Here is a 26080-nt window from a genome sequence, read left to right as displayed (position 1 = left end):
AGCTCGAGCGGCTTCACGACCCTGCTCGCAACGCTTAAGCTAGCGCCCATGAACGCAACCTCGCCCAGCTACCTCAAGCATCATTTTCTGATTGCCATGCCACACATGGCAGATCCTAACTTTGCCCAGGCATTGATCTACCTTGTAGAGCACAATCGGGACGGTGCGATGGGGCTCATCGTCAATCGACCAAGCGGGCTGAATCTGGCCGACATCCTCGAGCAACTGCGCCCGGAAGAACCCATCGACAAAGGCAGCCTGCAGGTATCGATCTTCTCCGGCGGCCCGGTGCAGACCGACCGAGGCTTCGTACTGCACCCATCCGACGCCCAGTTTCAGGCGACGCTCGGACTTGGCGAGCTAGGTGTGACCACGTCCCAGGACGTGCTTTTTGCAATTGCCGATGGCTATGGCCCGAGACAGCATTTCATCGCCCTCGGCTACGCCGGCTGGGAGCCGGGCCAGCTCGAGGCGGAGCTGGTCGACAATGCCTGGCTGAGCTGCCCGGCGCAGCCGCATATCCTGTTTGATTTGCCCCATGAGCAACGCCTGTCTGCCGCCGCTGCATCGCTAGGGGTTGACCTCGGCCTGCTCAGTAGCCAGGTCGGCCACGCATGACCGCCCTGCGCCTATTGCTGGGCTTCGACTATGGCACCAAGCAGATCGGCATCGCGGTCGGCCAGGCGATCACTGGCCAGGCGCGAGAACTCTGCGTGATCAAGGCGCAAAACGGCGTGCCCGACTGGTCGCAGATCGAGGCGTTATTGCGCGAATGGCAACCCGATGCGCTGGTGGTCGGCCTGCCATTGAACATGGATGGCAGTCCCAGTGAGATGAGCGCTCGCGCGGAGAAGTTCGCGCGTCGCCTCAACGGCCGGTTCAATCTGCCGGTACACACCCACGACGAGCGCCTGACAACCTACGAAGCCAAAGGCGAGCGCCTGCGCGGCGGACAGCAAGGCGGCTATCGCGAGCGCCCGGTCGATGCCCTCGCCGCGGCCCTTTTACTCGAAGGCTGGCTGACCGCGCAGCACAACGCCTGAAAGCCGCTTCAAGGAGAGAAACGAATGATCCTGCCGAATCCTGACCAACTGCTTCCGGAAATGACCGCAGCACTGGAGCAGCACCTGAGCAGCCACGGCATATTGGGGCCCCGCTTTATCGGCATCCACACCGGCGGCGTCTGGGTCGCCCAGGCACTGCTGGACTTGCGCGGCAAACAGGAAGCCCTCGGTGTGCTGGACGTGTCCTTCTATCGCGACGACTTTACCCAGAACGGCCTGCATCCCCAGGTTCGCCCCTCGGCGCTGCCGTTCGAGATCGATGGACAACACCTGGTGCTCATTGACGACGTGCTGATGAGCGGGCGAACCGTCCGCGCCGCACTCAACGAGCTGTTCGACTATGGCCGACCCGCCAGCGTAAGCCTGATTTGCCTGCTCGACCTCAACGCTCGCGAGCTGCCGATCCGACCGGACGTGGTCGGGGCGACGCTATCTCTGCCGCCCGACCAACGCGTCAAATTGCTTGGCCCCACCCCGCTCGCACTTGAGCTCCAGACCCTCGCCTCCGCCAATTGAGACCCTCGCGATGACGCCTATCGACGCCAAGCGCCCGCTACAGCTGAACGACAACGGTCAGTTGCGCCATTTCTTGTCCCTGGATGGCCTGCCGCGCGCACTGCTTACCGAAATCCTCGACACCGCCGACTCCTTTCTCGAGGTCGGCGCCAGGGCAGTCAAGAAGGTCCCGCTACTGCGCGGCAAAACTGTCTGCAACGTCTTCTTCGAAAACTCCACGCGCACCCGCACCACCTTCGAACTGGCGGCCCAGCGGCTATCGGCAGACGTAATCACGCTGAACGTCTCGACCTCTTCCACCAGCAAGGGCGAAACCCTCACCGATACGCTGCGCAACCTTGAAGCCATGGCCGCCGACATGTTCGTTGTCCGCCACGCCGATTCAGGCGCCGCGCATTTCATCGCGGAACAGGTTTGCCCCGATGTGGCGGTCATCAATGGCGGTGACGGTCGCCACGCGCATCCGACCCAAGGCATGCTCGACATGCTCACCATTCGCCGACACAAGGGCGACTTCGAGAAACTGTCGGTGGCTATTGTCGGCGACATACTGCATTCGCGGGTGGCCCGCTCGAACATGCTTGCCCTGAAGACCCTCGGCTGTCCGGACATTCGTGTGATCGGTCCGAAAACGCTACTGCCGGTCGGTCTGGAGCAGTACGGCGTCAGCATCTATCACGACATGAACGAAGGCCTGCGCGACGTCGACGTGGTGATCATGCTGCGCCTGCAACGTGAACGTATGCAAGGTGGCCTGCTGCCCAGCGAGGGCGAGTTCTACCGCCTCTACGGTCTGACCACACAGCGCATGGCATTGGCCAAACCGGACGCGATCGTTATGCATCCGGGGCCGATCAACCGTGGCGTCGAGATCGAGTCGGCAGTGGCGGATGGCCCTCAGTCGGTCATTCTCAACCAGGTGACCTATGGCATCGCAATCCGTATGGCAGTGCTTTCCATGGCGATGAGCGGCCAGACTGCCCAACGGCAGCTCGAAAACGAATACGCAGCCGAGGAGCAGAACTGATGCCAACCCAAATCCTCGGTGCACGCCTGATCGACCCTGCCAGCGGGCGCGATGAAGTCACCGATATCTACTGCCAGGACGCCAGGATCGTTGCGATCGGCCAGGCGCCGGCAGGCTTCAGCGCAGCGCACACCATCGACGCCCAGGGTCTGGTCGCCGCGCCCGGCCTGGTCGATTTGTCCGTCGCCCTCCGCGAGCCGGGCTATAGCCGCAAGGGCAACATCGCCAGCGAGACACTCGCCGCTACGGCAGGCGGCATCACCAGCCTGTGCTGCCCACCAGCCACCCGGCCGGTGCTGGACACCGCGGCGGTTGCCGAGCTGATTCTCGACCGCGCCCGCGAGTCCGGTCATGCCAAGGTCTTCCCGATCGGCGCCCTGACTCGCGACTTGGCGGGTGAACAGCTCGCCGAGCTGGTGGCGTTGCGCGATGCTGGCTGCGTCGCCTTCGGCAACGGCCTGACCAACTTCAACAGCAATCGCAACCTTAGCCGCGCTCTGGAATACGCGGCGACGTTCGACCTCACGGTGGTTATCCACTCCCAGGACGCCGACCTGGCCACCGGTGGGCTGGCTCACGAAGGCCCCACAGCGGCCTTCCTGGGCTTGGCCGGCATCCCCGAAACCGCCGAGACCATCGCGCTGGCGCGCAACCTGCTGCTGGTTGAGCAGACCGGCGTTCGCGCCCACTTCAGCCAGCTCACCACAGCCCGTGGTGCACAGATGATCGCCGAAGCCCAGGCGCGCGGTCTGCAGGTCACAGCCGATGTGGCGATGTATCAGCTGATCCTGACCGATGACGCATTGCATGGCTTTTCCAGCCTTTACCACGTGCAGCCGCCATTGCGCAGCGCAGCCGACCGCGAGGGCCTGCGTGATGCCGTTAGATCCGGTGTCATCTCGGTGATCTCCAGCCACCATCAGCCCCACGAAGCAGATGCCAAACAGGCACCTTTCGGTGAAACCGAGCCAGGTATCAGCAGCGCGGAAATTCTCCTGCCGCTGGCTCTGACGCTAGTGGAAGATGGCCTGCTCGAACTGCCAGCGCTGCTAGCCCGCCTGAGCAGCGGCCCGGCCGCCGCGATGCGTCTGCCTGTCGGACGACTGGCTGTAGGCGAAGCTGCCGATCTGGTTTTGTTCGATCCGCGCAGCTCTACGCTGGCCGGCGAAGTCTGGCACTCAAAAGGCCGCAACTGCCCCTTCATCGGCCACTGTCTGCCGGGCGCAGTGCGCCACACAATCGTGGACGGCCGAGTCGCCTTCCAAGGCTGACTCGATGATGCTCAGGCGGCCCGGCTCGCAAGCCCAGGCCGCCTTGAGACTCGCCGCTACCAGCGCTTTTCCATGTTGCGCATCGATATCTGGCTGTTCAGCGTCCAGAAATCATAGAGCACGCCCAGGAAGAACAGCCCGCCCGTGCACAGATAGATCAGGCCGGTAATCCATTTGCCTTGATACATACGGTGCACGCCGAACACGCCGAGAAAGGTCAGCAGGATCCAGGCCACGGTGTAATCGATCGGTCCCGGCTGGAAGCGCATGTCGGCCTGCCGATCCATCGACGGGATGAGAAACAGATCGATGATCCAGCCGACAAAGAACAAGCCGAGGGTGAAGAACCAGATGGTGCCAGTGATCGGCTTGCCGTAATAGAAACGGTGGGAGCCGAGGAATCCAAAGATCCACAGAAGATAACCGATCAGGGTGCTATGGGTGTTCTGCCGCATCTGAGCCTCGCTGTCTGGTTTGGGTAACGCCCGTTGAGCTTATCCGATTCCGATTGCTTGTAGCTTCTGCCGAGCGGGCGTTGTTCAGCCACGCCATCGTGATACTGTACATACAAACAGTGTTATGGCAGCCCTCATGCAACTGATAGAGAAACTCAGCGTACTGGCCGACGCCGCGAAGTACGACGTGTCATGCGCCAGCAGCAGCGCACCAAAACGCAGCTCGAAAGGCCGCAGCGGGCTCGGCGCCACAGATGGTATGGGCATCTGCCACAGCTTTACACCGGATGGGCGTTGCGTAGCGCTGCTGAAGATTCTGCTGACCAATTTCTGCCTGTATGACTGCCAGTACTGTGTTAATCGGCGCTCGAGTGATGTACCCCGCGCTCGCTTCACACCGGAAGAGGTAGTGACGCTGACGTTGGATTTCTACCGCCGAAACTGCATCAGCGGCCTGTTCCTCAGCTCAGGCATCATTCGCTCGGCGGACTACACCATGGAACAGCTGAATCGCGTGGCCAGGCTGCTACGCGAGGAGCACGAGTTCCGTGGCTACATCCACCTGAAAACCATTCCCGATGCTGACCCTCTTCTGATCGCAGAAGCAGGCCGTTACGCCGACCGTCTCAGCGTCAACATCGAGCTGCCGACCGAATCCAGCCTGATCCGCCTGGCGCCGGAGAAGCAGATCGTGACGATCAAACAGGCGATGCGTTCGATTCACCAGGGCGAGACCGAAGCCCAGGCGGAAAAACGCGCGCCTCGCTTCGCTCCGGCGGGCCAGAGTACCCAGATGATCGTCGGTGCCGATGCTACGGACGACAGCACGATTCTCCATACCGCTCAGTCGCTGTATGGCGACTACCGTCTGCGCCGGGTCTACTACTCGGCGTTCAGCCCGATTCCGCACAGCCCCAAGACCGTACCCTTCGAAGCACCGCCGCTGCTGCGCGAGCATCGCCTGTATCAGGCCGACTTTCTGATGCGCGGCTATGGCTTCAAGGCCAGCGAACTGCTCAGCGGCCCCGGCAACCTGCCATTGGACATCGACCCCAAGCTGGCCTGGGCCCTGTCCAATCGAGACCAGTTTCCGGTGGATCTGAACCGAGCCGAGCCCGCACTGATCGCACGCGTCCCTGGGATCGGGATACTCAGTGCCAAACGCCTGGTCGCCCTGCGTCGGCAGAAGCACATCCGCTTCGAAGACCTGACCCGCCTGCGCTGCTCGCTGGAGAAAGCCAAACCTTTCGTCATTACCCAGGACTACCGACCCAGTCTGGCTTACCGTGAGTCAGCCACCTTGCGCCGGCAGCTCAGCGAAGGCCCCGTACAGATGGGGCTTTGGTGATGCGCCAGGTACGTTTTGATGGCAGTTTCAATGGTTGGCGCGCCGCCGCGCGCCGTCTGCTGCTCGGCAGGGTCGCACCGCATCAGGTGGAATGGCTAAGCGGTGACACGCCGGGTGGTCTGTTCGATCAGCCGGATGCGCTCGAGCTGATCGAGCAGCCCCGGCCGATACGCATTCAACGGCAACTGCTAGCCGAACTGGAGGCAGCTGCGCGCTTTCGCACGGGTGATCGTTGGAGCTTGCTGTATCGCATTCTCTGGCGAGTCGCCAAAGGTGATCAAACAGCGAGACTGGTCGGCGATGCCGATGGCAGCGAGCTTCAGGCGCGGATCAAGGCAGTACGCCGCGAAACGCACCATCTGCATGCCTTTCTCCGCTTCAGTCCAACGGAATCAAAAGACGCCCCGGACTATGTGGCCTGGTTCGAGCCTGCACACGATATCCTGCCCAGCGCGGCGCTCCATTTCGCCGAACGGATGGGCTTGCATTCCTGGCTGATCGCAACACCGGATGACGCGGTGCTATGGGATGGCCAGGTCATGCACTACGCCGAGCCCTGCCCACCCGCCTGGAGGCAGCTGGCACAGACCGCACAAGATCCGGGCGCGCAACTGTGGAAAACCTACTACGAAAGCACCTTCAACCCGGCACGGCTCAACCGCGAGGTGATGCAGAGCAACTTGCCCGTACGCTTCTGGAAAAACCTGCCGGAAGGCCCGTTAATTCCGCAGCTGATGAGCCGCGCCCGAGCCGGCGCCCAACGTGATGGCCAGGCCGAGTGTGTTGCCAGCCGCCCGGGTAAACGCATCGGCCTGCCCGGACAGATCTAATCAGCGGAAGCTGCGACCGGGATTGTCGTCGCTGGCTTCCAGGGTCAGTCCCTGCGAGACGCTGGACAGGTGCTCGCCATCAGTCTCCGAGCCCAGCTTGATCATCAGGCGCAGGTCGTTGGACGAGTCGGCGTGGAGCAAAGCGTCCTCATAGGTGATTTCACCCTGCACGTAGAGGTTGTAGAGCGCCTGATCGAAGGTCTGCATGCCGAGGTCGGTGGAGCGCTTCATCAGTGACTTAAGTTCGTGCACCTCGCCCTTGCGGATCAGATCGGCCGCCAACGGCGTGTTGATCAGCACTTCGATAACAGCACGGCGCCCCTTGCCATCCGGCGTGGGAATCAGCTGCTGGGCGACGATGGCCTTGAGGTTCAACGAGAGGTCCATCCAGACCTGCTGCTGACGATCGGCAGGGAAGAAGTTGATGATCCGGTCCAGCGCCTGGTTGGCGTTGTTAGCGTGCAGGGTCGCCAGGCAGAGGTGGCCGGTTTCGGCGAAAGCCACAGCGTAATCCATGGTTTCACGGGTCCGCACCTCACCGATGAGAATTACGTCAGGGGCCTGACGCAGGGTGTTTTTCAGGGCCACATCGAAGGAATCGGTGTCGATGCCGACCTCACGCTGAGTGACGATGCAACTCTGGTGCTGATGGATGAACTCGATCGGGTCTTCAATGGAAATGATGTGACCGCTGGAATTCTTGTTGCGGTAGCCGATCATCGCCGCTAGCGACGTGGACTTGCCGGTGCCGGTCGCACCGACGAATAGCACCAAGCCACGCTTGGTCATCGCCAGCTTCTTCAACACGTCCGGTAGCTTGAGCTCTTCGAGCGTCGGAATGTTCGTTTCGATGCGGCGCAGCACCATTCCGGCAAGATTGCGCTGATAGAAGGCGCTGACACGAAAACGGCCGATGCCGCGCGCGCTGATGGCGAAGTTGCATTCGTGGTTTTCGGCGAACTCGCGGCGCTGTTGCTCGTTCATCACGGCATGCACGGTTTCGCGGGTCATCTCCGGCGACATTGGTGTCTTGTTCACCGGCAGGATTTTGCCATTGACCTTCATCGAAGGCGGCACACCAGCGGTGATGAACAGATCGGAGCCGCCCTTTTCCACCATCAGGCGCAACAGTTTCTCGAATTCCATCGTCGTTCTCGTAGTCTGGCGTAGCCGCGTCGTAGCGAAGCGAAAGCCCGGCGACAACGCCGCCGAGCCTACGGTAGGTTAGAAGTTTTCCGGCTGCTTGGCCTTTTCCTTGGCGCTATCGCGCGAGACCAACCCTTTGGCCAGCAAGCCCTTGAGACAGGAGTCAAGCGTCTGCATACCCAGCGATCCACCGGTCTGGATCGAGGAATACATCTGCGCCACCTTGTCTTCTCGGATCAGATTGCGGATCGCGGGTGTGCCGATCATGATCTCGTGCGCCGCGACCCGGCCGCCACCGACCTTCTTAAGCAGCGTCTGGGAGATCACCGCCTGCAGGGATTCGGATAGCATCGAGCGGACCATGGATTTCTCTTCTGCAGGGAATACGTCGACTACGCGGTCGATCGTCTTGGCCGCCGAGGTGGTGTGCAGGGTGCCGAACACCAGGTGGCCGGTTTCCGCGGCAGTCAGCGCCAGGCGAATGGTTTCCAGATCGCGCATCTCGCCGACAAGGATGATGTCCGGGTCTTCCCGCAGCGCCGAGCGCAAGGCTTCTGAGAAGCCCAGGGTATCGCGGTGCACTTCGCGCTGGTTGACCAGGCACTTCTTGGATTCGTGAACGAATTCGATCGGATCTTCAATGGTGAGAATGTGGTGGTACTTGGTGTTGTTCAGGTAGTCGAGCATGGCCGCCAGGGTGGTCGACTTGCCCGAGCCGGTGGGACCGGTCACCAGCACCAGGCCACGCGGGACGTCGGTGATCTTGCGGAAGACCTCGCCCATGCCGAGGTCTTCCATGGTCAACACCTTCGACGGAATGGTCCGGAACACCGCACCGGCACCGCGATTCTGGTTGAACGCGTTGACCCGAAAGCGCGCCACGCCAGGGACTTCGAACGAGAAGTCGGTCTCGAGGAATTCCTCGAAATCTTTGCGCTGCTTGTCGTTCATGATGTCGTAGATCAGCGCGTGCACCTGCTTGTGGTCCATCGCCGGCAGGTTGATTCGCCGCACATCGCCGTCGACGCGGATCATCGGCGGCAGGCCGGCAGACAGGTGCAAATCAGACGCACCCTGCTTGGCACTGAAGGCCAGCAGTTCTGTGATATCCATGGGACTCCCCAATTACAAGCAAGCAGGTAGAATGCCGCGCAGACCCTAAGGTGGCAGGCGCAGGTAATGTCCACGATAGCGAACAATATTGCAAAGGTCGCAGCGCGCATCCGTGAGGCGGCGCAAGCTGTAGCGCGCGATCCCGACGAGGTGCGCCTACTGGCCGTGAGCAAGACGCAGCCCGCCGACGCCATTCGCCAGGCCAGCGATGCCGGTCTGCGCGATTTTGGCGAGAACTACCTGCAGGAGGCGCTGGACAAACAGGCCGACCTGGGCGGCCTCTCCCTCACCTGGCATTTCATCGGCCCCATTCAGTCAAACAAAACCAAGGCGATCGCCGAACACTTCGATTGGGTTCATTCGGTGGACCGCCTGAAGATCGCTCAGCGGCTCTCCGACCAGCGTCCCGAATCACTGCCACCGCTGAATATCTGCCTGCAGGTCAACGTTAGCGGCGAAGCCAGCAAGTCCGGCTGCGAACCGCAGGATGTACCGGAACTGGCCCACGCCATTGCCGCCCTACCCCGCCTCCGTTTGCGCGGGCTGATGGCGATTCCCGAACCGACCGACGACCCCGCCGAGCAGCGCGCCGCTTTCGCCCGCCTGCGTCAACTGCAAAACGAGCTCGACCTCGAACTCGACACTCTCTCCATGGGCATGAGCCAGGACTTGGAGGCCGCCATCGCCGAAGGCGCCACTTGGGTCCGTATCGGCACCGCTCTGTTCGGTGCTCGAGACTATGGCCGCCCGCCCGCATGAACAAAGGAACCCACGCATGAGCACACCCCGTATTGCCTTCATCGGCGGCGGCAACATGGCTGCCAGCCTGATCGGTGGGCTCCGTGCCCAAGGCATCCCAGCCACCTCCATCTGTGCCAGCGATCCCGGCGCCGACAACCGCGCCGAGCTCCAGGCCACCCACGGCATCGAGACTTTTGCGGACAACGGCCAGGCCTTGGCTGGTGCCGATGTCGTCGTGCTGGCAGTCAAGCCACAGGTGATGCAGGCGGTCTGCCGTGGCCTTGCCGGGCATCTGCAAGCGAATCAGCTGATCGTGTCGATCGCCGCCGGGATCAATTGCACCAGTTTGCAGGATTGGCTGGGCGCGCAGACGCCACGAGCGATCGTGCGCTGCATGCCGAATACACCATCCTTACTGCGCCAGGGCGTCAGCGGGCTGTTTGCCAATGCCCAGGTCAGCGACGCACAGAAACAGCAGGCCGAGCAGCTGCTGTCGGCGGTTGGTCTGGCGCTCTGGCTAGACAAGGAGGCATTGATCGACGCCGTCACTGCGGTATCCGGCAGCGGCCCGGCGTACTTCTTCCTGATGATCGAAGCCATGACCGCGGCCGGAGAGCAGCTCGGCCTGCCGCGCGAAACCGCGGCGCAGCTCACCCTGCATACCGCGCTGGGCGCTGCCCGCATGGCCTGCGAAAGCGACCTCGAAGCAGCGGAACTGCGGCGCCGGGTCACCTCGCCGAACGGAACCACCGAAGCGGCGATCAAAGCCTTCCAGGCGGGCGGCTTCGAGCCCTTGGTTCAACAAGCGATGAATGCAGCCGCACACCGCTCGGCCGAACTCGCCGAACAACTGGGCAATTAAGGAGCCTTCATGTCACAACTCTCGCAAGCCCTGATCCTGATCATCCAGACGCTCGGCAGTCTCTACCTGCTGATCGTGCTGTTGCGCTTTATCCTGCAGTTGGTTCGGGCTGATTTCTACAACCCGCTGAGCCAGTTCATCGTGCGCGCCACGCACCCCTTGCTACGGCCGTTGCGCCGCGTGATTCCAAGCATCGGCGGCATTGACCTGTCATCGCTGGTGCTGGCGATCATAATCCAGCTGCTGCTGATGGGCGCGATCCTCATGCTCGCCTATGGCAGCATTGGCAACCCGCTGCAGCTATTGGTCTGGGCGATCATTGGCGTAACCGGATTGTTCCTTAACATCTTCTTCTATGCATTGATCATCAGCGTAATCCTGTCCTGGGTTGCGCCCGGTAGCCACAACCCCGGTGCGCAATTGGTCAGCCAGATCTGCGAGCCGGCGCTCGCTCCGTTCCGCCGCTTCCTGCCCAATCTCGGCGGACTGGATATCTCGCCGATCTTTGCGTTTCTCGCGATCAAGCTGCTGGACATGCTGGTCATTAATAACCTGGCAATGATGACGCACATGCCCAACATTCTTCGTTCGCTGATCTGACGCCGCCATTCGCCTGATGCGACCTTTGGGCGGCAGTTCACAACGGCTACATTGACGCGCACCGGGCGACTGGGATAATCGCCCGATTACGCCTTCAGGATGCAGCACGATCATGGAACGACTCGACCGGCAGGTGGATGCCTACGTCACCTGGAAGCGCGACCTCATTCGAGAGATCACTCGCTACCGCAGCTGGCTGACACACAATCGCCTCAGTTCCGAGACGGTCGATGCCAGACTGGAGCGCGCGCTGAAACTGCTGCGCACCGATCACATTACACTGGCCTTTGTCGGCGAGTTTTCCCGGGGCAAGACGGAACTGATCAACAGCCTGTTTTTCTCCGGGTACGGCCAACGCATACTGCCGTCACGGGCTGGTCGCACCACCATGTGTCCGACCGAACTGTTTTTCGATCCGCGCGCGGAACGCTCCTACATCCGTTTGCTGCCTATCGAATCACGCCTGGAAGAGACCAGCATCGCCCAGCTCAAGCGCACCCCGCGTTTCTGGAAAAATATCCCGCTGGATCCGGACAACCCGGACGCCATGGTCGAAGCCTTCATCCAGGTCGCAGCCACCAGGTCGCTGCCTGAAGAACAGGCCATCCAGCTCGGATTCCACCCCGACGCCCTGGAGCAATCGGAAACTGCCGGCGAAGTGATGGTGCCCGCCTGGCGACACGCCATGGTCAACTTCGATCATCCACTGTTGCGCCAAGGCCTGCGTATTCTCGACACCCCCGGCCTGAATGCATTGGGTAGCGAGCCGGAACTCACCCTGTCGATGCTACCGAACGCCCAGGCGGTGATCTTTCTGCTATCCGCCGATGCCGGCGTGACGGCCAGCGACATGGATATCTGGCGGCAGCACATCCGTCAGTTCGACGGCGGCAACCAGAACCACTTGTTCGCCGTACTGAACAAGATCGACGTGCTCTGGGACGACGTTTCCGGCGATGCCTTCGTCAATGAGGCGATTCAACGGATGCAGACCAGCACCGCTCAGCAACTGGGGATCGCTGTCGAAGACGTGCTACCGCTCTCGGCTAAACAGGCGCTGCTGGCAAAGATTCGCGGCGACCAGGCCTTGCTCGAGCGCAGCCGACTGTTGGCATTGGAACATCTGCTCTGCGAACGCATCCTCGCGCAGAAGGAAGGTCTGCTGGAGCAGCAAGTGGTGCGCCAGGTGCTCGCCCTGCTGCAGAACAGCCAACACATTCTGACCCAGCGTTTGGTCAAGGTTCGCGAGCAGAGCGAGCTGCTCAATAACCATCGTCAGGACAGCGGGCAGCTGCTGCTGGAACTGACCGCCCGCACTCGCCATGAACACAACCAGCACCACAAGCGCCTACTGCAGCTGAAGACCAACCAGCGCCTGCTGCAACGTCAGGGTGAACTGCTGCGCAGCACCGTGCGCGCCGAGCGCCTGGAAGAGCACCTGACACGCCTGCGCCGAAGCCTGACCGGCAGCCTGACCACCCTGGGCATCAACCTGAGCATCCTGCACTTCTTCCGCTCGGTCGAGCAGGACCTGGGCGCGCTTGAACACGAAGCAGCATTGGCAAACAAGATCGTCTCGGCGATCTATCGGCGGCACAATGAAGCGAGCCCCTTGCAAGGCGTGGACGCTCCGCTGTTTCTGCTTGCTCCTTATCAGCAGGAGCTCAAAGGTCTGCAGATCAAGGGAGACCAGTTCCGCCTGCAGCTCAAGACACTCCTTACCGAGCAACGCACCCTGACCCGCCGCTTCTTCGCCACCCTTGCGCAAGAGGTGATCGGGATGCATCAACGCCTGCGACAAGAGGCCGAACAATGGGCCGGTGAAGCCTTGATGCCGCTGATGCAGCATTCGCTGGAGCATAAGCAGCAGCTCGAAGCACACATGCTACGTCTCAAGAGTCTGGCGCAGGACAGCCAGCAGAGCAGCCAGCGTGGTCGGCTGCTGGCGCGCTACAGCGTCGAGTTGGAACAGCAACTGGCCCAGGCCGGGGAAATGCTGCGGTTGCTGCGGCGACCCGCGCCGATCCGCCGCCAGGGCAAGGTAGTCAGCCTCACCAGCGCCAGCCTGAGCTGATCGCCGCTTACGATTGAGGATGAATTGAAGCGCGCTAACCTTTAGACTTTGCCGCCTTCTTCTTCCAGTACGAGCCAGGGTCGATGCCCACAGCTATTCCAGCCGATTCCGTTGGTCTGGTGAGTCCGAAGGTTGAGCATTTCGCCGAGCCGCTGGCACTCGCCTGCGGACGCACGCTGAACGACTACCAACTGATCTATGAAACCTACGGCGAACTGAATGCCGCGCGCAGCAACGCTGTGCTGATTTGTCATGCCCTGTCCGGGCATCACCACGCGGCCGGTTTCCATGATCTTAACGAGCGCAAGCCCGGCTGGTGGGACAGCTGCATCGGGCCGGGCAAGGCGATCGACACCAATCGGTTTTTCGTGGTCAGCCTGAACAACCTTGGCGGTTGCAACGGTTCGACCGGCCCCAGCAGCACCAACCCACTGACCGGCAAGCCTTACGGGGCAGACTTCCCGGTGGTTACCGTTGAGGACTGGGTCAATAGCCAGGCACGACTGGCTAATGTGCTGGGTATCGAGCAATGGGCGGCGGTAGTGGGTGGCAGCCTGGGCGGCATGCAGGCCATGCAGTGGACCATGAGCTATCCGGAGCGCGTCCGTCACTGCGTCGCCATTGCTTCGGCACCCAAGCTGTCGGCACAAAACATCGCGTTCAACGAGGTGGCCCGCCAGGCGATTCTGTCCGATCCAGAATTCCACGGCGGTCACTTCCAGGAGCGGAACGTCATTCCCAAGCGCGGCCTAATGCTCGCCCGCATGGTAGGGCACATCACCTACCTATCCGATGACGCCATGGGCACCAAGTTCGGCCGCGGCCTGAAGAGCGAAAAGCTCAACTACGATTTCAACAGCGTCGAGTTTCAGGTCGAAAGTTATCTGCGCTACCAGGGCGAGGAATTTTCCAGCCGCTTCGACGCCAACACCTACCTATTGATGACCAAGGCGCTGGACTACTTCGACCCGGCCGCCGCTTATAACGATGACCTGGCCAAAGCCTTATCGACCGCCAAGGCGGATTTCTGCGTGATTTCCTTTACCACCGACTGGCGCTTCTCGCCGGAGCGCTCGCATGAAATCGTCGATGCGCTGATGGCGGCACGCAAGAATGTCTGCTACCTGGAAGTCGACGCTCCCCAGGGCCACGATGCCTTTCTTATTCCTATCCCCCGCTATCTGCAGGCGTTTCGCGGCTATATGAACCGCATCGCTGTATAAGGAACTCACATGCGCGCCGATCTGGACATCATCCAAGACTGGATACCAGCAGGTAGCCGCGTGCTCGACCTCGGTTGCGGCAACGGCGAGCTGCTGGCCTGGCTGCAAGGCAACAAGCAGGTCAGTGGCTACGGGCTGGAGATCGATCCCGACAACATTGCCGCCTGCATCGAGAAAGGCGTCAACGTCATCGAGCAGGATCTCGATAAGGGCCTGGGCAACTTCGCCAGTGACAGCTTCGACATGGTGGTCATGACCCAGGCGCTGCAGGCGGTTCATTACCCTCACCTGCTGCTCAAGGAAATGCTCCGGGTCGGCCGCCAGTGCATCATCACCTTTCCCAACTTCGGTCACTGGCGTTGCCGCTGGTACCTGGCGAGCAAGGGCCGCATGCCGGTGTCGGAGTTTCTCCCCTACACTTGGTACAACACGCCGAACATTCACTTTTGCACCTTCGAGGACTTTGAGCGGCTGTGTCGCGAAAGCGGTGCCCGGGTCCTCGAGCGGCTGGCGGTGGACCGCCATCACAGGCACGGCGTGGCCAGCCGGCTATGGCCCAACCTGATCGGAGAGATCGGCATCTATCGCGTCACCGGCCCGGGCCGGTGATCCGCTTCATCACAGGAGGAACGCCCATGAAACGCAGCCTGATATGCCTATTCGCCCTGCTGTTGACACTACCTGCCATGGCCGAGCGCAAACACAGCGTTGGCGAATACGATGTGCATTACATCGCCTTCAATTCCGGCTTCCTGCAGCCTGATATTGCGGCTGCAGCTGGCCTTGTACGCAGCAAGGCCCAAGGCGTGGTTAACGTCTCGGTGCTCAAGGCCGGTAAGCCGGTGGCCGCCCAAGTCAGTGGCACGGTGAGAAACCTTCTCGGCCAGGATTATCCTCTGACGTTCAAGCAGCTCAAGGAAGGTGACGAGGCCATCTATTACCTCGCACAGTTTCCCTTCGACTCCCGAGAGAACCTGCGCTTCAACCTGAACATACAACCCACGGGCGCGGCCTCGATCAACTTCGACTTCACTCAAGAATTCTTTCCGGACGAATGATGCCCCTCAACGAACTGGTGCTGGCCAGCCATAACGCCGGCAAGCTCAAGGAACTGCAAGCCATGCTGGGAGACGCCGTGCGCGTCCGCTCGATTGGTGAATTCAGCGACGTCGAGCCGGAAGAAACCGGGCTATCCTTCGTCGAAAACGCGATTCTCAAGGCACGCAACGCGGCCAAGGTTTCCGGACTCCCGGCGCTCGCCGATGACTCGGGCCTGGCAGTGGATCATCTCGGCGGCGCTCCGGGCATCTACTCGGCGCGCTACGCCGACGGCCAGGGCGATGCAGCGAACAATGCCAAGCTGCTCGATGCCCTCAAAGAGGTACCGGATGCCGAGCGTGGAGCACAGTTCGTCTGCGCACTGGCACTTGTTCGGCATGCCAACGATCCGTTGCCCATCATCTGCGAAGGTCTGTGGCACGGGCGCATTCTGCATGCCGCGCAAGGCGAGCATGGCTTCGGTTATGACCCCCTGTTCTGGGTCCCGGAGCGCAACTGCTCCAGCGCCGAGATGGCGCCCGCGGACAAGAATCAACTCAGCCACCGCGCACGTGCCATGGCCTTGCTCAAGCAGCGCCTGGGAATCGCATGAGCGGGGCGAGGAGCCAGAAGCCGCAAGCTGGAAGCGAAAAGCACACCGGCAGCATCGAGCGTCAGGATTCAGGTTTCCAACTACCGCCGCTGGCAGCCTACGTCCACATACCCTGGTGCGTGCGTAAATGTCCCTACTGCGACTTTAACTCGCACGCAGCGGGCCCGGCATTGCCAGAAGACGCCTATGTCGCCGCGCTGCTTGCCGATCTGGATTGCGATCAAGATCAGGTTCAGGGCCGCGCGCTCACCTCGATCTTCTTCGGTGGCGGCACCCCAAGCCTGTTTTCCGCCAGGGCGCTGGGCCAGATTCTCGACGGGTTGGAACGGCGGGTCGGCTTTGCCGACGACATCGAGATCACCCTCGAAGCCAATCCGGGCACTTTCGAACAGGCCAAATTCCGCGACTACCGCAGCCTGGGGATCAATCGCCTGTCGATCGGGGTGCAGAGCTTCCAGGCCGCCAAGCTGAAGGCGCTGGGCCGCATCCACGACGGTGACGAGGCCGTACGTGCTGCCGACATGGCGCGCGCGGCCGGCTTCGATAATTTCAACCTCGACCTGATGCACGGCCTGCCCGAGCAGAGCCTGGACGATGCCCTTAGCGACTTGCGAACCGCCATCGCCCAGCAGCCAACGCACCTGTCCTGGTACCAGCTCACCGTGGAGCCCAACACCGAGTTCTGGAGCAAGCCGCCTCAGCTACCCGAAGACGAGACGCTATGGGATATCCAGGAAGCCGGCCAGGCGCTGCTCGCCGAGCATGGCTACGGTCAATATGAGACCTCCGCCTACGCCCAACCCGGACGCCAGGCACGGCACAATCTCAACTACTGGATGTTCGGCGACTTCCTCGGTATCGGCTCCGGGGCACATGGCAAGTCGAGCTATCCCGATGGGCAGATTCGGCGTCATTGGAAGACGCGCCTGCCTAAGGATTACCTCGATCCAGCGAAGCCCTTTCGCGCGGGCGACAAGCGCCTGCAGCCGGACGAATTACCCTTCGAATTCCTGATGAATGTGCTGCGCCTCACCGACGGCGTTCCCTCCTTGTTGTTCACTCAGCGCACCGGCCTGCCGCTGGAGTTGCTGGCCGAAGCACGGCACGAGGCCGAAGCCCGTGGCCTGCTGACAAACGACCCGCAACGGCTGGTCGCCACGCCCAAGGGACAACTGTTCCTGAATGACCTGCTACAGCTTTTCCTGCCCTAAGGACCTTGCATGGATCTTGTACTCGACCTCATCGCCACGCTGTCGCGCTGGAGCCGTCATCATTTATTCGATATTTCCCTGGCCATCATGGCCACGCTCTTCGTGCTGTTCGGGCCGGCGCTGAACGCCTGGGTGCAGAAAAACATTGGCGGGTTGAATTTCGTCTTGCGCACCTTGGCCTTCGTGGTGTTCTGCGCGCTGGTCTACGGCCTCGGCATCATCTATCTCAGCCCCTGGCTGGCCAAGGGTCTGGGGCAATTCAACAACTACACCCTGGCACCGGTGCTGTTGTTGATGCTGTTTATCATCGGTGTCGTGGCCGACCGCAACTGAGCGAGGTGCAGCGCAGCCCGGAGCACGATGTACCGCTGCATGACCGGATACGCATAAACGACGAAGCCGCCTGACAGGCGGCTTCGTTGTATCCGGGCCGGTTTAGTTCGCCCCGCGGCGTAGGGCTGCCGGGGAGAAATCACGGGGACCCATCTGGGCGTTGAAGTCGTACATCGGCTCGTTGTTGTCCAGGCCGTCGACGAAGTAATTGCCATCCTGCAGGTGATACAGGGTTTCCAGTGTGCTGCCGAACATCGGCACCTCGTAGTAACTGATCGGGTGGCTTTCCTGCAGGCCGATCAGCTCGGCGTCCTCATCGAACAGATCGACCGCCAGTATCTGCCAGCTGTCTTCGTCGATGTAGAACCGGCGCATACTGTAAGGATGGCTGAACCCCTTGCGCAGCGTCGCCTCGACGATCCATACCCGATGCTGCTCGTAGCGCAGCAGCTCAGGATTCAAGGTGCGCGCACCGATGATCGAGTCATAGGGGATGCCCTGCTGGTGAACGGCGTAGCTGTTATAAGGCACCAGCATTTCCCGCTTGCCGACCAGCTTCCACTCATAGCGATCCGGGGCGCCGTTGAAGGAGTCGACCACGTCCGCGGTGGCCAGTCCGCTGGTGTCCGGTTGCAGCGAGTCGTAAGCCAGCGAAGGCAGACGCCGTACGCGACGGTCGCTCGGGCTGTAACGCCAAGCCTTGCGGATCGCCAATACCTGATCCATCGGGTCCTGTACCACCAACGACGTGCCGGATAGCTTCGCCGGCGCGGTGACACGGTACTTGTAATAGAGCAGTGTGTTATCCAGCTGCGCCCTATCCATGCCCTCGCGGTTGTAAACGTAGTAGATGTGCCGATCTCGCTTGATCAAATTGGCCCTGCCGTTGATGACCACGGCCTGGTTGTTGATCATGTGGGTCTGCTCACCCTTGTAGTGCAGGATATGGTTCCAGATAACCTCCATACCGTCCTGCGGCAGCGGGAACGGGATGCCAGCCACCGCTCCCTTGATACCGTTGCCATTGGCAATCAGCTCGGCAGAGACCGCGTTGGCACGCGTCTCGTCATAGATGCGCTGCGGTGCCGCGGCGCTGCGGCGTGTCGGGAACACACGCATATGAAAGTCCGGGTAGCGCTCGACCAGCGCCCGCAGCCCTTCAGGCAGGAGGGCTGCATATTGTCCAACATTACTGCTATCGACCCGGTAGAGCATTGGATCGGCTGCAAAGGGGTCGGGGTGGTGCATCCCGACGGAATAGCTGGCGGGCGGCTGAACCCCACCGGTCCATGCCGGGATGCTGCCACTGGCATTGGCGGCGCGCTCGGCGCCCAGCGGTGTCAGCTCTTGCCCTAGACGCGCGGCCTGAGCGTCATCAACCTTAGCCTGGGCATGGCTGGCGCAAACCGCCAGCAGCAGAATTCCAAATTTCCTGTACATCTCTTTGCTCCTTGCTGCGCAACCGGCGCGCGGCAGCTGACGGCCTCTGCCGACAGGCAGGGCGCTAATGAGGCGTTGGGGATCGTGCCGTCCTGGCATGGCGTTCTTCGTCAGATCTTCCTTGGGCCGTTGATACGGCTCTGGTGGGCGCCGCGATACCGCCCTTTTCGTTTCAGTCGATGCGTTCGAACTTGAGGTCCCAGACCCCGTGGCCCAAGCGCTCACCACGGCGTTCGAACTTGGTGGTCGGGCGCTCTTGTGGGCGTTCGACGTACTGTCCATTTGCTGCCTGATTGCTGTAGCCAGGCGCGACGCTCATGACGTCGAGCATGTGTTCTGCATAGGCCTCCCAGTCGGTTGCCATGTGCAGCACGCCGCCGACTTTGAGTTTTTGCCGCACCAGATCGGCGAATGCCGGCTGGACGATGCGCCGCTTGTGGTGGCGACTTTTGTGCCAGGGATCGGGGAAAAACAGCAGAACCCGGTCCAGGCTGGCATCGGGAACGCATTCACGCAGCACTTCAAGCGCATCGCAACTGTAGACCCGGACATTATTTATATTTTGTGACAGCAGCCCGTTTAGCAACGCACCCACACCCGGCGAGTGCACTTCAACGGCAATGAAATCCTGCTCAGGTGCCGCCGCGGCCATTTCCAAGGTGGAATGACCCATGCCGAAGCCTATTTCGAAAGTACGCGGCGCTTGCCGACCGAAGACTTGATCGAAGTCACGCAGGCCGTCGGCCAGCTCCAGGCCGAACCGCGGCCAGCCCTGATCCAAACCACGCTGCTGGCCTTCGGTCATGCGACCGGCACGCATCACGAAACTCTTAACGGTGCGCATGCGCCGTTGGCCGTTGGCCGGGGGAGAAGTGTCACTCATGAACGAACCTGCAGATAACGTGAACCGACCGCGCGATCAGGCGAGCACGCGGCCGGAAACAAGAAAAAATTAGCGGATCAGGCCTTCCAGAGGCGAAGAGGCGCTGGCATAGAGTTTTTTCGGCATGCGTCCGGCGAGATAAGCGAGGCGCCCCGCATCAATCGCGTACTTCATGGCCTCAGCCATCAATACCGGATTCTGTGCATGAGCGATGGCGCTGTTCATCAGTACCGCCTCACAGCCCAGCTCCATGGCGATCGTGGCATCGGACGCGGTGCCTACACCGGCGTCGACAAGCACTGGCACCGTGGCTTCTTCGAGAATGATGCGCAGGTTGTAAGGGTTGCAGATCCCCAGGCCCGTACCGATCAGGCCGGCCAAAGGCATCACCGCGATGCAGCCCATTTCCGCCAGCTGGCGGGCGATGATCGGATCGTCGCTGGTATAAACCATCACGTCGAAGCCATCCTTGATCAGCACTTCGGCGGCCTTGAGGGTTTCGATGACATTGGGGAACAGCGTCTTCTGGTCGGCCAGCACTTCGAGCTTGACCAGCTTGTGGCCATCGAGCAGCTCGCGAGCCAGGCGGCAGGTGCGCACCGCTTCTTCGGCGTCGTAGCAGCCGGCGGTGTTCGGCAGAATGGTGTAGCGATCCGGCGAGATCACGTCGAGCAGATTGGGCTCGCCCGGATTCTGACCGATATTGGTACGGCGCACCGCAACGGTCACGATCTCCGCGCCGGAGGCCTCGATGGCGGCGCGGGTCTCCTCGAGATCCTTATATTTGCCGGTGCCCACCAGCAGGCGCGACTGATAGGTGCGGCCGGCAAGCGTGAAGGGTTTGTCGTGCGGAACTGGGCTCATGCGACCATCCTGTTCAGACCTAATGAAGCGAGAAGTACGCCGCTGCACGGGCGGCGTTCGGGAATATCGATGTGGCGAGCTTGTCAGCCGCCGCCAATGGCATGCACGACTTCGACCTGATCATCTTCGACCAGTACCGTCGCGGCATGCTGGCTGCGCGGCACGATGTCGCGATTGAGTTCGACCGCCAGCCGGCGGCCAGTCAGTTCCAGGCGTTGCAGCAGATCGGCCACCGATTGACCATCAGGGAGTTCGTAGCGCTCGCCGTTCAACTGAATGTGCATAGTGATCGCCACCATTGCCGAGGGGCCCGCATTCTAGCCCGATCGACCCGGAGCACCAAGGCGGTGAGCGCGGCCATTCATCTTGGCAGGTCACTGTGTTTCCCGTTCAGCCGCGAAGGTTCCAGGCCGCCAGCATCAGGCAGATCCATCCCCCCAGGAACGCGGTGCCGCCGATTGGCGTGATGATGCCCAGCTTGCTCAAACCCGTCAGAGTCAGCAGATAAAGGCTGCCTGAGAACAGCAGAACGCCCAGGGCGAACAGACCACCAGCGGCAACCAGCAGGCGGCTCGGCGCGTGCAAGGCGAGCAGAGCCACTCCAAACAATGCCAGCGCATGGATCAGCTGATACTGCACGCCAGTCTGAAATACCGCGAGGTAATCGGCGCCGAGGCGGCTTTTCAAACCATGCGCGGCGAAGGCGCCCAGCGCCACGCCGGTCAGCCCGAAGAATGCGGCAAACAGAAGAAAGAGACGAATCATTCGGGTGCTTCCAGTCAGGGTCGGATGTCGCCGTTATAATGCCCGTTCCCCCTGGTCGCGACCACGCCCCATGCTCCGAGCCCTGCTGCGCCGCCTCACTAAATTGCTGCTCTGGCTGACCGCGCTGTCCGTGCTGCTGGTATTGGTGCTGCGCTGGATTCCGCCGCCCTTCACGGCGCTTATGATCGAGCGCAAGGTCGAATCCTGGACCGGCGGCGAAAGCATCGACCTACAGCGCAGCTGGCGGCCTTGGAAAGAGCTCCCGGATAACCTGAAGATGGCGGTGATTGCGGCCGAAGATCAGAAGTTCGCCGATCATTGGGGCTTCGACATTGCGGCCATCCGCGCGGCGTTCGCACATAACGAACGCGGCGGCTCGCTGCGAGGCGCCAGCACGCTCAGCCAGCAGGTGGCAAAGAACCTGTTCCTCTGGTCCGGGCGCAGCTGGATTCGCAAAGGACTCGAAGTCTGGTTCACCGGCTGGATCGAACTCCTATGGCCGAAGCAGCGCATCCTCGAGGTCTATCTGAACAGTGTTGAATGGGACAGCGGCGTATTCGGCGCAGAGGCGGCTGCTCAGCACCACTTCGGCGTTGGCGCCCCGTATCTCTCGGCGGCGCAAGCCAGCCAGCTGGCTGCCGTGCTGCCCAACCCGCGCGAGTGGAGCGCGGGTCGTCCCGGCCCGCATGTTCGCCGGCGCGCCAGCTGGATTCGGCAGCAGATACGCCAGCTGGGCGGGAGCCATTATCTAAACCAGCTTCGAGCCGAAACACGTTAACGGACTCGCCAGCGCGCAGCGAGCGTCGACCCGTCGAGCCAACGCGCCGAACCAGCCCCGTCGACGCGATGCCAGCTCCAGCTCCAGCTTCGACATGTCGCCACGCCCGCTGACAATCAGCCACTGCGGACAATAAACGATGGCCGGCGCTGCCTGAGCGAGCGTTATGGCAGTACGCTATCGCAACGAGTAAGCTGCATTTAACACGTTGCGAAATGCAAACCACGCCCGGATGCAGAAGGTCATCGAGGCAGACGTGCAGTCACCTTCTCACCGATTCGCCACGGAACGCACGGCAGCGATAGCATGAGCGAAACCGCAACCAACGCCCCTTTGAACAAGGTGCGGCAATTTCTCCACTGGCGTAACAGCATCGCCTGGCTTGTCCTTGTCTTCACCCTATTGGTGCAGCTGGCCATTCTTCAGCATCTGAAGCTGAAAGAGGATCGCGCTGCGAGCCAGCAATTCGATTTCCTGGTGAAAACCACCACCGAAGCCATCGGCAAGCGCATGCTCGACCATGAGCAGGTCCTTCTCGGCGCCGCCGGCCTGTTCGATGTCAGCGGTAAGGTCTCGCGCGCACAGTGGCGCGCCTACAACGACCGCCTGCAGCTGGCCGAACGCTACCCCGGCATTCAGGGGGTGGGATTCGCCAAGGCAGTGCTTGCCGATGAGCTAGAGACGCACATCCAGAGCGTTCGCAGCGAAGGATTTGCTAGCTACGACGTGCATCCACTCGACCCGGACGCCTCGCTGCGCACGCCAATCGTTTACCTTGAACCCTTCCGCGACCGCAACCTGGCCGCTTTCGGCTATGACATGTTCGCCGAGCCGGTGCGACGGCAGGCCATGCTCCAGGCGGCCGAATCGGGCCGGACACATATCACCGGCAAGGTCAGGTTACGCCAGGAAACCCACGGCAAGATGCAGGCCGGCATCCTCATGTACGTGCCGCTGTATCAACCGGGCGCGCCGATCCGCTCTCCACAGCAACGCCTGCAAGCGCTCAAGGGGTTCGTCTACAGCCCCTATCGGATGGACGATCTGATGCGTGGCATTCTCGGTGCAGCCGACCCGAATCTCAGCCTGCATATCTATGCCGGCGATGACGAGCAACCCGAGTCCCTTATTTTCGCCAGCCGGGAGCTGCCACGGACCGAGCCGGCCCAGTACAGCCGAGTCCTGCACCTCGATGTCTATGGACGGACCTGGACCTTGCGCCTGGAAAGCCTCCCAGAGTTCGAGGCGTTTTTTCATGCCAACAACGAACTGGTACTCGCCCTTGGCATTGGCCTGAGCCTGCTGTTGTTCTTTCTGATCTCCTCGCTTTCGCTCAGACGCAGCCGCGCCGAGGCGCTGGCACAACAGATGACCGAGCATATCCGAGAAAACAGACGCGCCCTTCAGCTCAGTGAGGAGCGTCTCAGCCTCGCGCTCAAGGGCAGCAATGACGGTCTCTGGGATTTGAACCTGAATGCAGGAACGTTTTATGCGTCGCCGCGCGCCTGGCACATGCTCGGGTATCGTCCCGGCGAGTTGCACTCGGATCTCAAGCTCTGGGAGCGGATCATGGTTCCCGAAGACCTGCCCCAGGCCAGGACACAGCTCGCGCGGATCATGCTCTCGGCGGTCGATCACTTCACCACCGAACTACGCTTTCAGCATAAAAGCGGCACGGTAGTTCCAGTCCTTATTCGCGGTTACATCCAGCGCGACAGGGACGCCCAGCCGCTGCGTATCAGTGGCACCAGCATGGATCTGACCGAGCACAAACGCATCGAGCAGATGAAAGATCAGTTCATCTCGACCGTCAGTCATGAGCTGCGCACCCCGCTGACCTCCATCAGCGGCGCTCTGGCGCTGGTGACCGGCGGGGCCGTGGGTGACATTCCGCCATCAATGCAACAGATGCTGGAAATAGCCCATCGCAACAGCCTACGCCTGGGGCACCTGATCGACGATCTGCTGGATATGGAAAAGGTCGCGGCCGGCAAAATGTCTTTTGATCTGCGCGAACACTCGCTCTGCCGGCTATTGGACGAGGCACTGGCCAGCAACCAGGCCTTCGCCGCGCATTTCGGTGTGAGTTGCGTGCTGCGTAACCCCGCACAGGTCAATGTCTGGGTCGACGGTCTGCGGCTGCAGCAGGTGCTCGCCAACTTTCTATCGAATGCCATCAAGTACACCCCGGAAGGCGGTGAAGTGACCCTGCACTGCAGCCTGCCCGATACTGGTCATGTACGGATCAACATCACCGATCAGGGCCCGGGTATTGCACCGAGTTTTCAGACACGGGTATTCGAAAAGTTCGCCCAAGCGGATGCCTCCGATAATCGCCAGAAAGGCGGTACCGGCTTGGGCCTGGCCATTACCAAGGAATTCATCGAGCGCATGGGGGGGCGGGTCGGCTTCGATACCGAAGAGGGGCGCGGTACGACCTTCTGGTGCGAGTTACCCATCGTCGAGTCCACCACATCAGCAGTGGATCAAGGCCAGCCACGCCTGCTCGTAATCGAGGACGAGCCGGATACCGGTCGACTGCTGCACCTGATGCTGCGTGACGCGGGTTATGCGGTTGATCGGGTGCAGAGCCTGCATGCGGCACGGGACAAACTCGCCAGCACCCGCTACGAAGCGATCACGCTCGATTTGCACTTACCGGACGGCAGCGGACGCGAGCTGATCGACGAAATACGCAGAACCCCCGATACGCAGAGACTCCCGATCATCGTGATTTCGGCGGCTAGCCAGTTCGAGCAGAACGATGAAGACACTGGCGTCACCTGGCTGCATAAGCCCATCAGTGCAGCGCAGCTATTGATTGCACTCACCGATTCCCTGGAAGGCGCCCGGCCGCTTCCGTGACCACCGAAACTCATATACAGCGGTGACCCACCCCGATCTGGCGGGCATAAAAAAGGCGCTGCAGCTGCAGCGCCTCTGAGGGTCAGAGCCATATTAGGCCTGGATGGACCCCTTGAGCTTGTTCATCGCATTCTTCTCAAGCTGCCTAATGCGCTCCGCGGATACACCGTACTTGGCGGCAAGATCGTGCAGGGTCGCCTTGCTTTCACTCAACCAGCGTTGCTGGAGAATGTCTCGACTCCGCTCGTCCAGCGTGTCCAGCGCCTCGTGCAAGCTGGAATTGGAGTTATCGCTCCAATCAGCGTCTTCGAGCTGCCGTGCCGGATCGTAGCGATGATCCTCGAGATAATGCGCAGGCGATTGATAGGCGCTGTCATCATCGGCATCAGCTGACGGATCGAAGGCCATGTCATGCCCCGTCAAACGGCTTTCCATCTCACGCACTTCGCGGGCTTCAACACCGAGGCTGTCAGCAACCCGCTCGACCTCGTCATTGTTCAGCCAAGCCAGACGTTTCTTTTGGCTGCGCAGATTGAAGAACAGCTTGCGCTGCGCCTTGGTGGTGGCGACCTTAACGATGCGCCAGTTGCGCAGGATGAATTCGTGAATCTCGGCCTTGATCCAATGAACTGCGAAAGACACCAGACGCACACCCATTTCAGGGTTGAAGCGCTTGACTGCCTTCATCAGACCAACGTTGCCTTCCTGAATCAGATCGGACTGGGCCAAACCATAACCCGAGTAGCTCCGGGCGATATGCACGACGAATCGCAGGTGGGCGAGCACCATCTGACGTGCGGCCTCGAGGTCCTGTTTGTAGAACAGACGCTCAGCCAGGTCGCGTTCCTGCTCGACCGTAAGCAGCGGAATGCTGTTGACCGTCTGCACATAGGCCTCGAGATTGCCTCCCGGGACCAGGGCTTGAACAGGTTGCAGATTTGTAGTCATGCAGATCCTCCAAAATTGAAGCTGCAGCAGTTTAGCACTGCCGAATGAGACTGCAAGCCTATGGAAAAGTTT

The 26080-nt window shown here is 61.2% G+C and carries 28 protein-coding genes; 19 read left to right on the top strand and 9 right to left on the bottom strand.

The genetic code is table 11. The features are described from left to right. The first annotated feature begins 48 nt into the window (after window positions 1-48). Genes H3028_RS14305 through H3028_RS14285 form a run of 5 tightly spaced genes read left to right on the top strand, consistent with a single transcriptional unit; the run spans window position 49 to window position 3878 of the window. Window positions 49-618 carry a YqgE/AlgH family protein gene (locus H3028_RS14305; protein ID WP_181297738.1) on the top strand — a complete coding sequence of 190 codons (570 nt, stop codon included), beginning with the start codon at window positions 49-51 and terminating at the stop codon, window positions 616-618. Continuing rightward, window positions 615-1043, top strand: a complete 429-nt coding sequence (gene ruvX, locus H3028_RS14300) for a Holliday junction resolvase RuvX (protein WP_181297736.1) — start codon at window positions 615-617, stop codon at window positions 1041-1043. Before H3028_RS14305 ends, ruvX begins: the two co-directional genes overlap by 4 nt. A gap of 24 nt (window positions 1044-1067) precedes the next feature. Further along, the gene (pyrR, locus tag H3028_RS14295) at window positions 1068-1580 is read left to right on the top strand and encodes a bifunctional pyr operon transcriptional regulator/uracil phosphoribosyltransferase PyrR (RefSeq protein ID WP_181297734.1); all 513 of its coding nucleotides are present in this window, start codon (window positions 1068-1070) and stop codon (window positions 1578-1580) included. 10 nt (window positions 1581-1590) lie between these two features. Continuing rightward, window positions 1591-2607 (top strand): aspartate carbamoyltransferase catalytic subunit, encoded by a 1017-nt coding sequence (locus H3028_RS14290; protein WP_168422810.1) that lies wholly within the window; start codon window positions 1591-1593, stop codon window positions 2605-2607. Next, entirely contained in the window at window positions 2607-3878 is a 1272-nt protein-coding gene (locus H3028_RS14285) for a dihydroorotase (protein WP_181297732.1), read from the top strand. The genes H3028_RS14290 and H3028_RS14285 overlap by 1 nt, the downstream gene beginning before the upstream one ends. 56 nt (window positions 3879-3934) lie before the next feature. On the opposite strand, the gene H3028_RS14280 is transcribed toward H3028_RS14285, so the two are convergent. Beyond that, window positions 3935-4333, bottom strand: coding sequence for a TM2 domain-containing protein (locus tag H3028_RS14280; RefSeq protein WP_181297730.1), 399 nt, complete (start codon window positions 4331-4333; stop codon window positions 3935-3937). A gap of 136 nt (window positions 4334-4469) precedes the next feature. Here H3028_RS14280 and H3028_RS14275 point away from each other — a divergent pair, with 136 nt between their 5' ends. Together H3028_RS14275 and H3028_RS14270 are read left to right on the top strand one after the other, a co-directional pair. Continuing rightward, window positions 4470-5681 (top strand): putative DNA modification/repair radical SAM protein, encoded by a 1212-nt coding sequence (locus H3028_RS14275; RefSeq protein ID WP_181297728.1) that lies wholly within the window; start codon window positions 4470-4472, stop codon window positions 5679-5681. Further along, window positions 5681-6511 (top strand): TIGR03915 family putative DNA repair protein, encoded by an 831-nt coding sequence (locus H3028_RS14270; RefSeq protein WP_181297726.1) that lies wholly within the window; start codon window positions 5681-5683, stop codon window positions 6509-6511. The genes H3028_RS14275 and H3028_RS14270 overlap by 1 nt, the downstream gene beginning before the upstream one ends. Here the strand turns inward: H3028_RS14270 and H3028_RS14265 are convergent, their stop codons facing one another. Further along, entirely contained in the window at window positions 6512-7657 is a 1146-nt protein-coding gene (locus tag H3028_RS14265) for a PilT/PilU family type 4a pilus ATPase (RefSeq protein ID WP_181297724.1), read from the bottom strand. A 78-nt stretch (window positions 7658-7735) separates the two neighbouring features. Then, window positions 7736-8770, bottom strand: coding sequence for a type IV pilus twitching motility protein PilT (pilT, locus tag H3028_RS14260; protein WP_181297722.1), 1035 nt, complete (start codon window positions 8768-8770; stop codon window positions 7736-7738). 66 nt (window positions 8771-8836) lie between these two features. On the opposite strand from pilT, the gene H3028_RS14255 reads away from it, so the two are divergent. The 10 genes from H3028_RS14255 (at window position 8837) to H3028_RS14210 (ending at window position 17465) form a co-directional block, all read left to right on the top strand. Then, on the top strand, window positions 8837-9529 hold the full coding sequence (locus tag H3028_RS14255; RefSeq protein WP_181297720.1) for a YggS family pyridoxal phosphate-dependent enzyme: 693 nt from the start codon (window positions 8837-8839) through the stop codon (window positions 9527-9529). Between the two features lie 16 nt (window positions 9530-9545). Next, on the top strand, window positions 9546-10373 hold the full coding sequence (gene proC, locus H3028_RS14250; protein WP_181297718.1) for a pyrroline-5-carboxylate reductase: 828 nt from the start codon (window positions 9546-9548) through the stop codon (window positions 10371-10373). 9 nt (window positions 10374-10382) lie between these two features. Further along, window positions 10383-10973: a YggT family protein gene (locus tag H3028_RS14245; RefSeq protein ID WP_181297716.1), complete on the top strand. Its 591-nt coding sequence runs from the start codon at window positions 10383-10385 to the stop codon at window positions 10971-10973. Between the two features lie 112 nt (window positions 10974-11085). Then, window positions 11086-13047: a dynamin-like GTPase family protein gene (locus H3028_RS14240; RefSeq protein WP_181297714.1), complete on the top strand. Its 1962-nt coding sequence runs from the start codon at window positions 11086-11088 to the stop codon at window positions 13045-13047. Window positions 13048-13130: 83 nt separating this feature from the next. Continuing rightward, window positions 13131-14270 (top strand): homoserine O-acetyltransferase, encoded by a 1140-nt coding sequence (locus H3028_RS14235; protein ID WP_181297712.1) that lies wholly within the window; start codon window positions 13131-13133, stop codon window positions 14268-14270. Between the two features lie 9 nt (window positions 14271-14279). Then, window positions 14280-14879, top strand: coding sequence for a methionine biosynthesis protein MetW (metW, locus tag H3028_RS14230; protein ID WP_181297710.1), 600 nt, complete (start codon window positions 14280-14282; stop codon window positions 14877-14879). A 26-nt stretch (window positions 14880-14905) separates the two neighbouring features. Next, entirely contained in the window at window positions 14906-15328 is a 423-nt protein-coding gene (locus H3028_RS14225; RefSeq protein WP_181297708.1) for a DUF4426 domain-containing protein, read from the top strand. After that, window positions 15325-15921 carry an RdgB/HAM1 family non-canonical purine NTP pyrophosphatase gene (gene rdgB, locus H3028_RS14220; protein ID WP_181297706.1) on the top strand — a complete coding sequence of 199 codons (597 nt, stop codon included), beginning with the start codon at window positions 15325-15327 and terminating at the stop codon, window positions 15919-15921. Before H3028_RS14225 ends, rdgB begins: the two co-directional genes overlap by 4 nt. After that, a complete protein-coding gene (hemW, locus tag H3028_RS14215; protein ID WP_181297704.1) occupies window positions 15918-17132 on the top strand; it encodes a radical SAM family heme chaperone HemW in 1215 nt (404 codons plus the stop codon). The genes rdgB and hemW overlap by 4 nt, the downstream gene beginning before the upstream one ends. Before the next feature lie 9 nt (window positions 17133-17141). Continuing rightward, on the top strand, window positions 17142-17465 hold the full coding sequence (locus H3028_RS14210; protein WP_181297702.1) for a DUF3392 domain-containing protein: 324 nt from the start codon (window positions 17142-17144) through the stop codon (window positions 17463-17465). 102 nt (window positions 17466-17567) lie between these two features. Here H3028_RS14210 and H3028_RS14205 read toward each other — a convergent pair whose 3' ends face one another. The 5 genes from H3028_RS14205 to H3028_RS14185 form a co-directional block, all read right to left on the bottom strand. Further along, window positions 17568-18905 (bottom strand): DUF1329 domain-containing protein, encoded by a 1338-nt coding sequence (locus H3028_RS14205; RefSeq protein WP_181297700.1) that lies wholly within the window; start codon window positions 18903-18905, stop codon window positions 17568-17570. A gap of 172 nt (window positions 18906-19077) precedes the next feature. Continuing rightward, a complete protein-coding gene (gene trmB / locus H3028_RS14200) occupies window positions 19078-19749 on the bottom strand; it encodes a tRNA (guanosine(46)-N7)-methyltransferase TrmB (RefSeq protein ID WP_219920181.1) in 672 nt (223 codons plus the stop codon). Between the two features lie 108 nt (window positions 19750-19857). Then, window positions 19858-20652: a thiazole synthase gene (locus tag H3028_RS14195; protein WP_181297696.1), complete on the bottom strand. Its 795-nt coding sequence runs from the start codon at window positions 20650-20652 to the stop codon at window positions 19858-19860. 83 nt (window positions 20653-20735) lie between these two features. Continuing rightward, window positions 20736-20936, bottom strand: a complete 201-nt coding sequence (gene thiS, locus H3028_RS14190) for a sulfur carrier protein ThiS (RefSeq protein WP_122164645.1) — start codon at window positions 20934-20936, stop codon at window positions 20736-20738. A 106-nt stretch (window positions 20937-21042) separates the two neighbouring features. Next, window positions 21043-21417: a DUF423 domain-containing protein gene (locus H3028_RS14185; protein WP_181297694.1), complete on the bottom strand. Its 375-nt coding sequence runs from the start codon at window positions 21415-21417 to the stop codon at window positions 21043-21045. A gap of 70 nt (window positions 21418-21487) precedes the next feature. Here H3028_RS14185 and mtgA point away from each other — a divergent pair, with 70 nt between their 5' ends. Next, window positions 21488-22195, top strand: coding sequence for a monofunctional biosynthetic peptidoglycan transglycosylase (gene mtgA, locus H3028_RS14180; protein ID WP_181297692.1), 708 nt, complete (start codon window positions 21488-21490; stop codon window positions 22193-22195). A gap of 306 nt (window positions 22196-22501) precedes the next feature. Beyond that, window positions 22502-25060, top strand: a complete 2559-nt coding sequence (locus H3028_RS14175) for a CHASE domain-containing protein (protein ID WP_181297690.1) — start codon at window positions 22502-22504, stop codon at window positions 25058-25060. Between the two features lie 93 nt (window positions 25061-25153). Here H3028_RS14175 and rpoH read toward each other — a convergent pair whose 3' ends face one another. Continuing rightward, on the bottom strand, window positions 25154-26008 hold the full coding sequence (rpoH, locus tag H3028_RS14170) for an RNA polymerase sigma factor RpoH (RefSeq protein WP_168422834.1): 855 nt from the start codon (window positions 26006-26008) through the stop codon (window positions 25154-25156). Window positions 26009-26080 lie beyond the last annotated feature (72 nt).

The sequence above is a fragment of the Pseudomonas sp. Q2-TVG4-2 genome, from assembly GCF_013620795.1.
In the GTDB taxonomy this organism is placed as follows: Bacteria; Pseudomonadota; Gammaproteobacteria; order Pseudomonadales; family Pseudomonadaceae; genus Stutzerimonas.
This window is presented reverse-complemented; position numbering and strand designations above follow the sequence as displayed.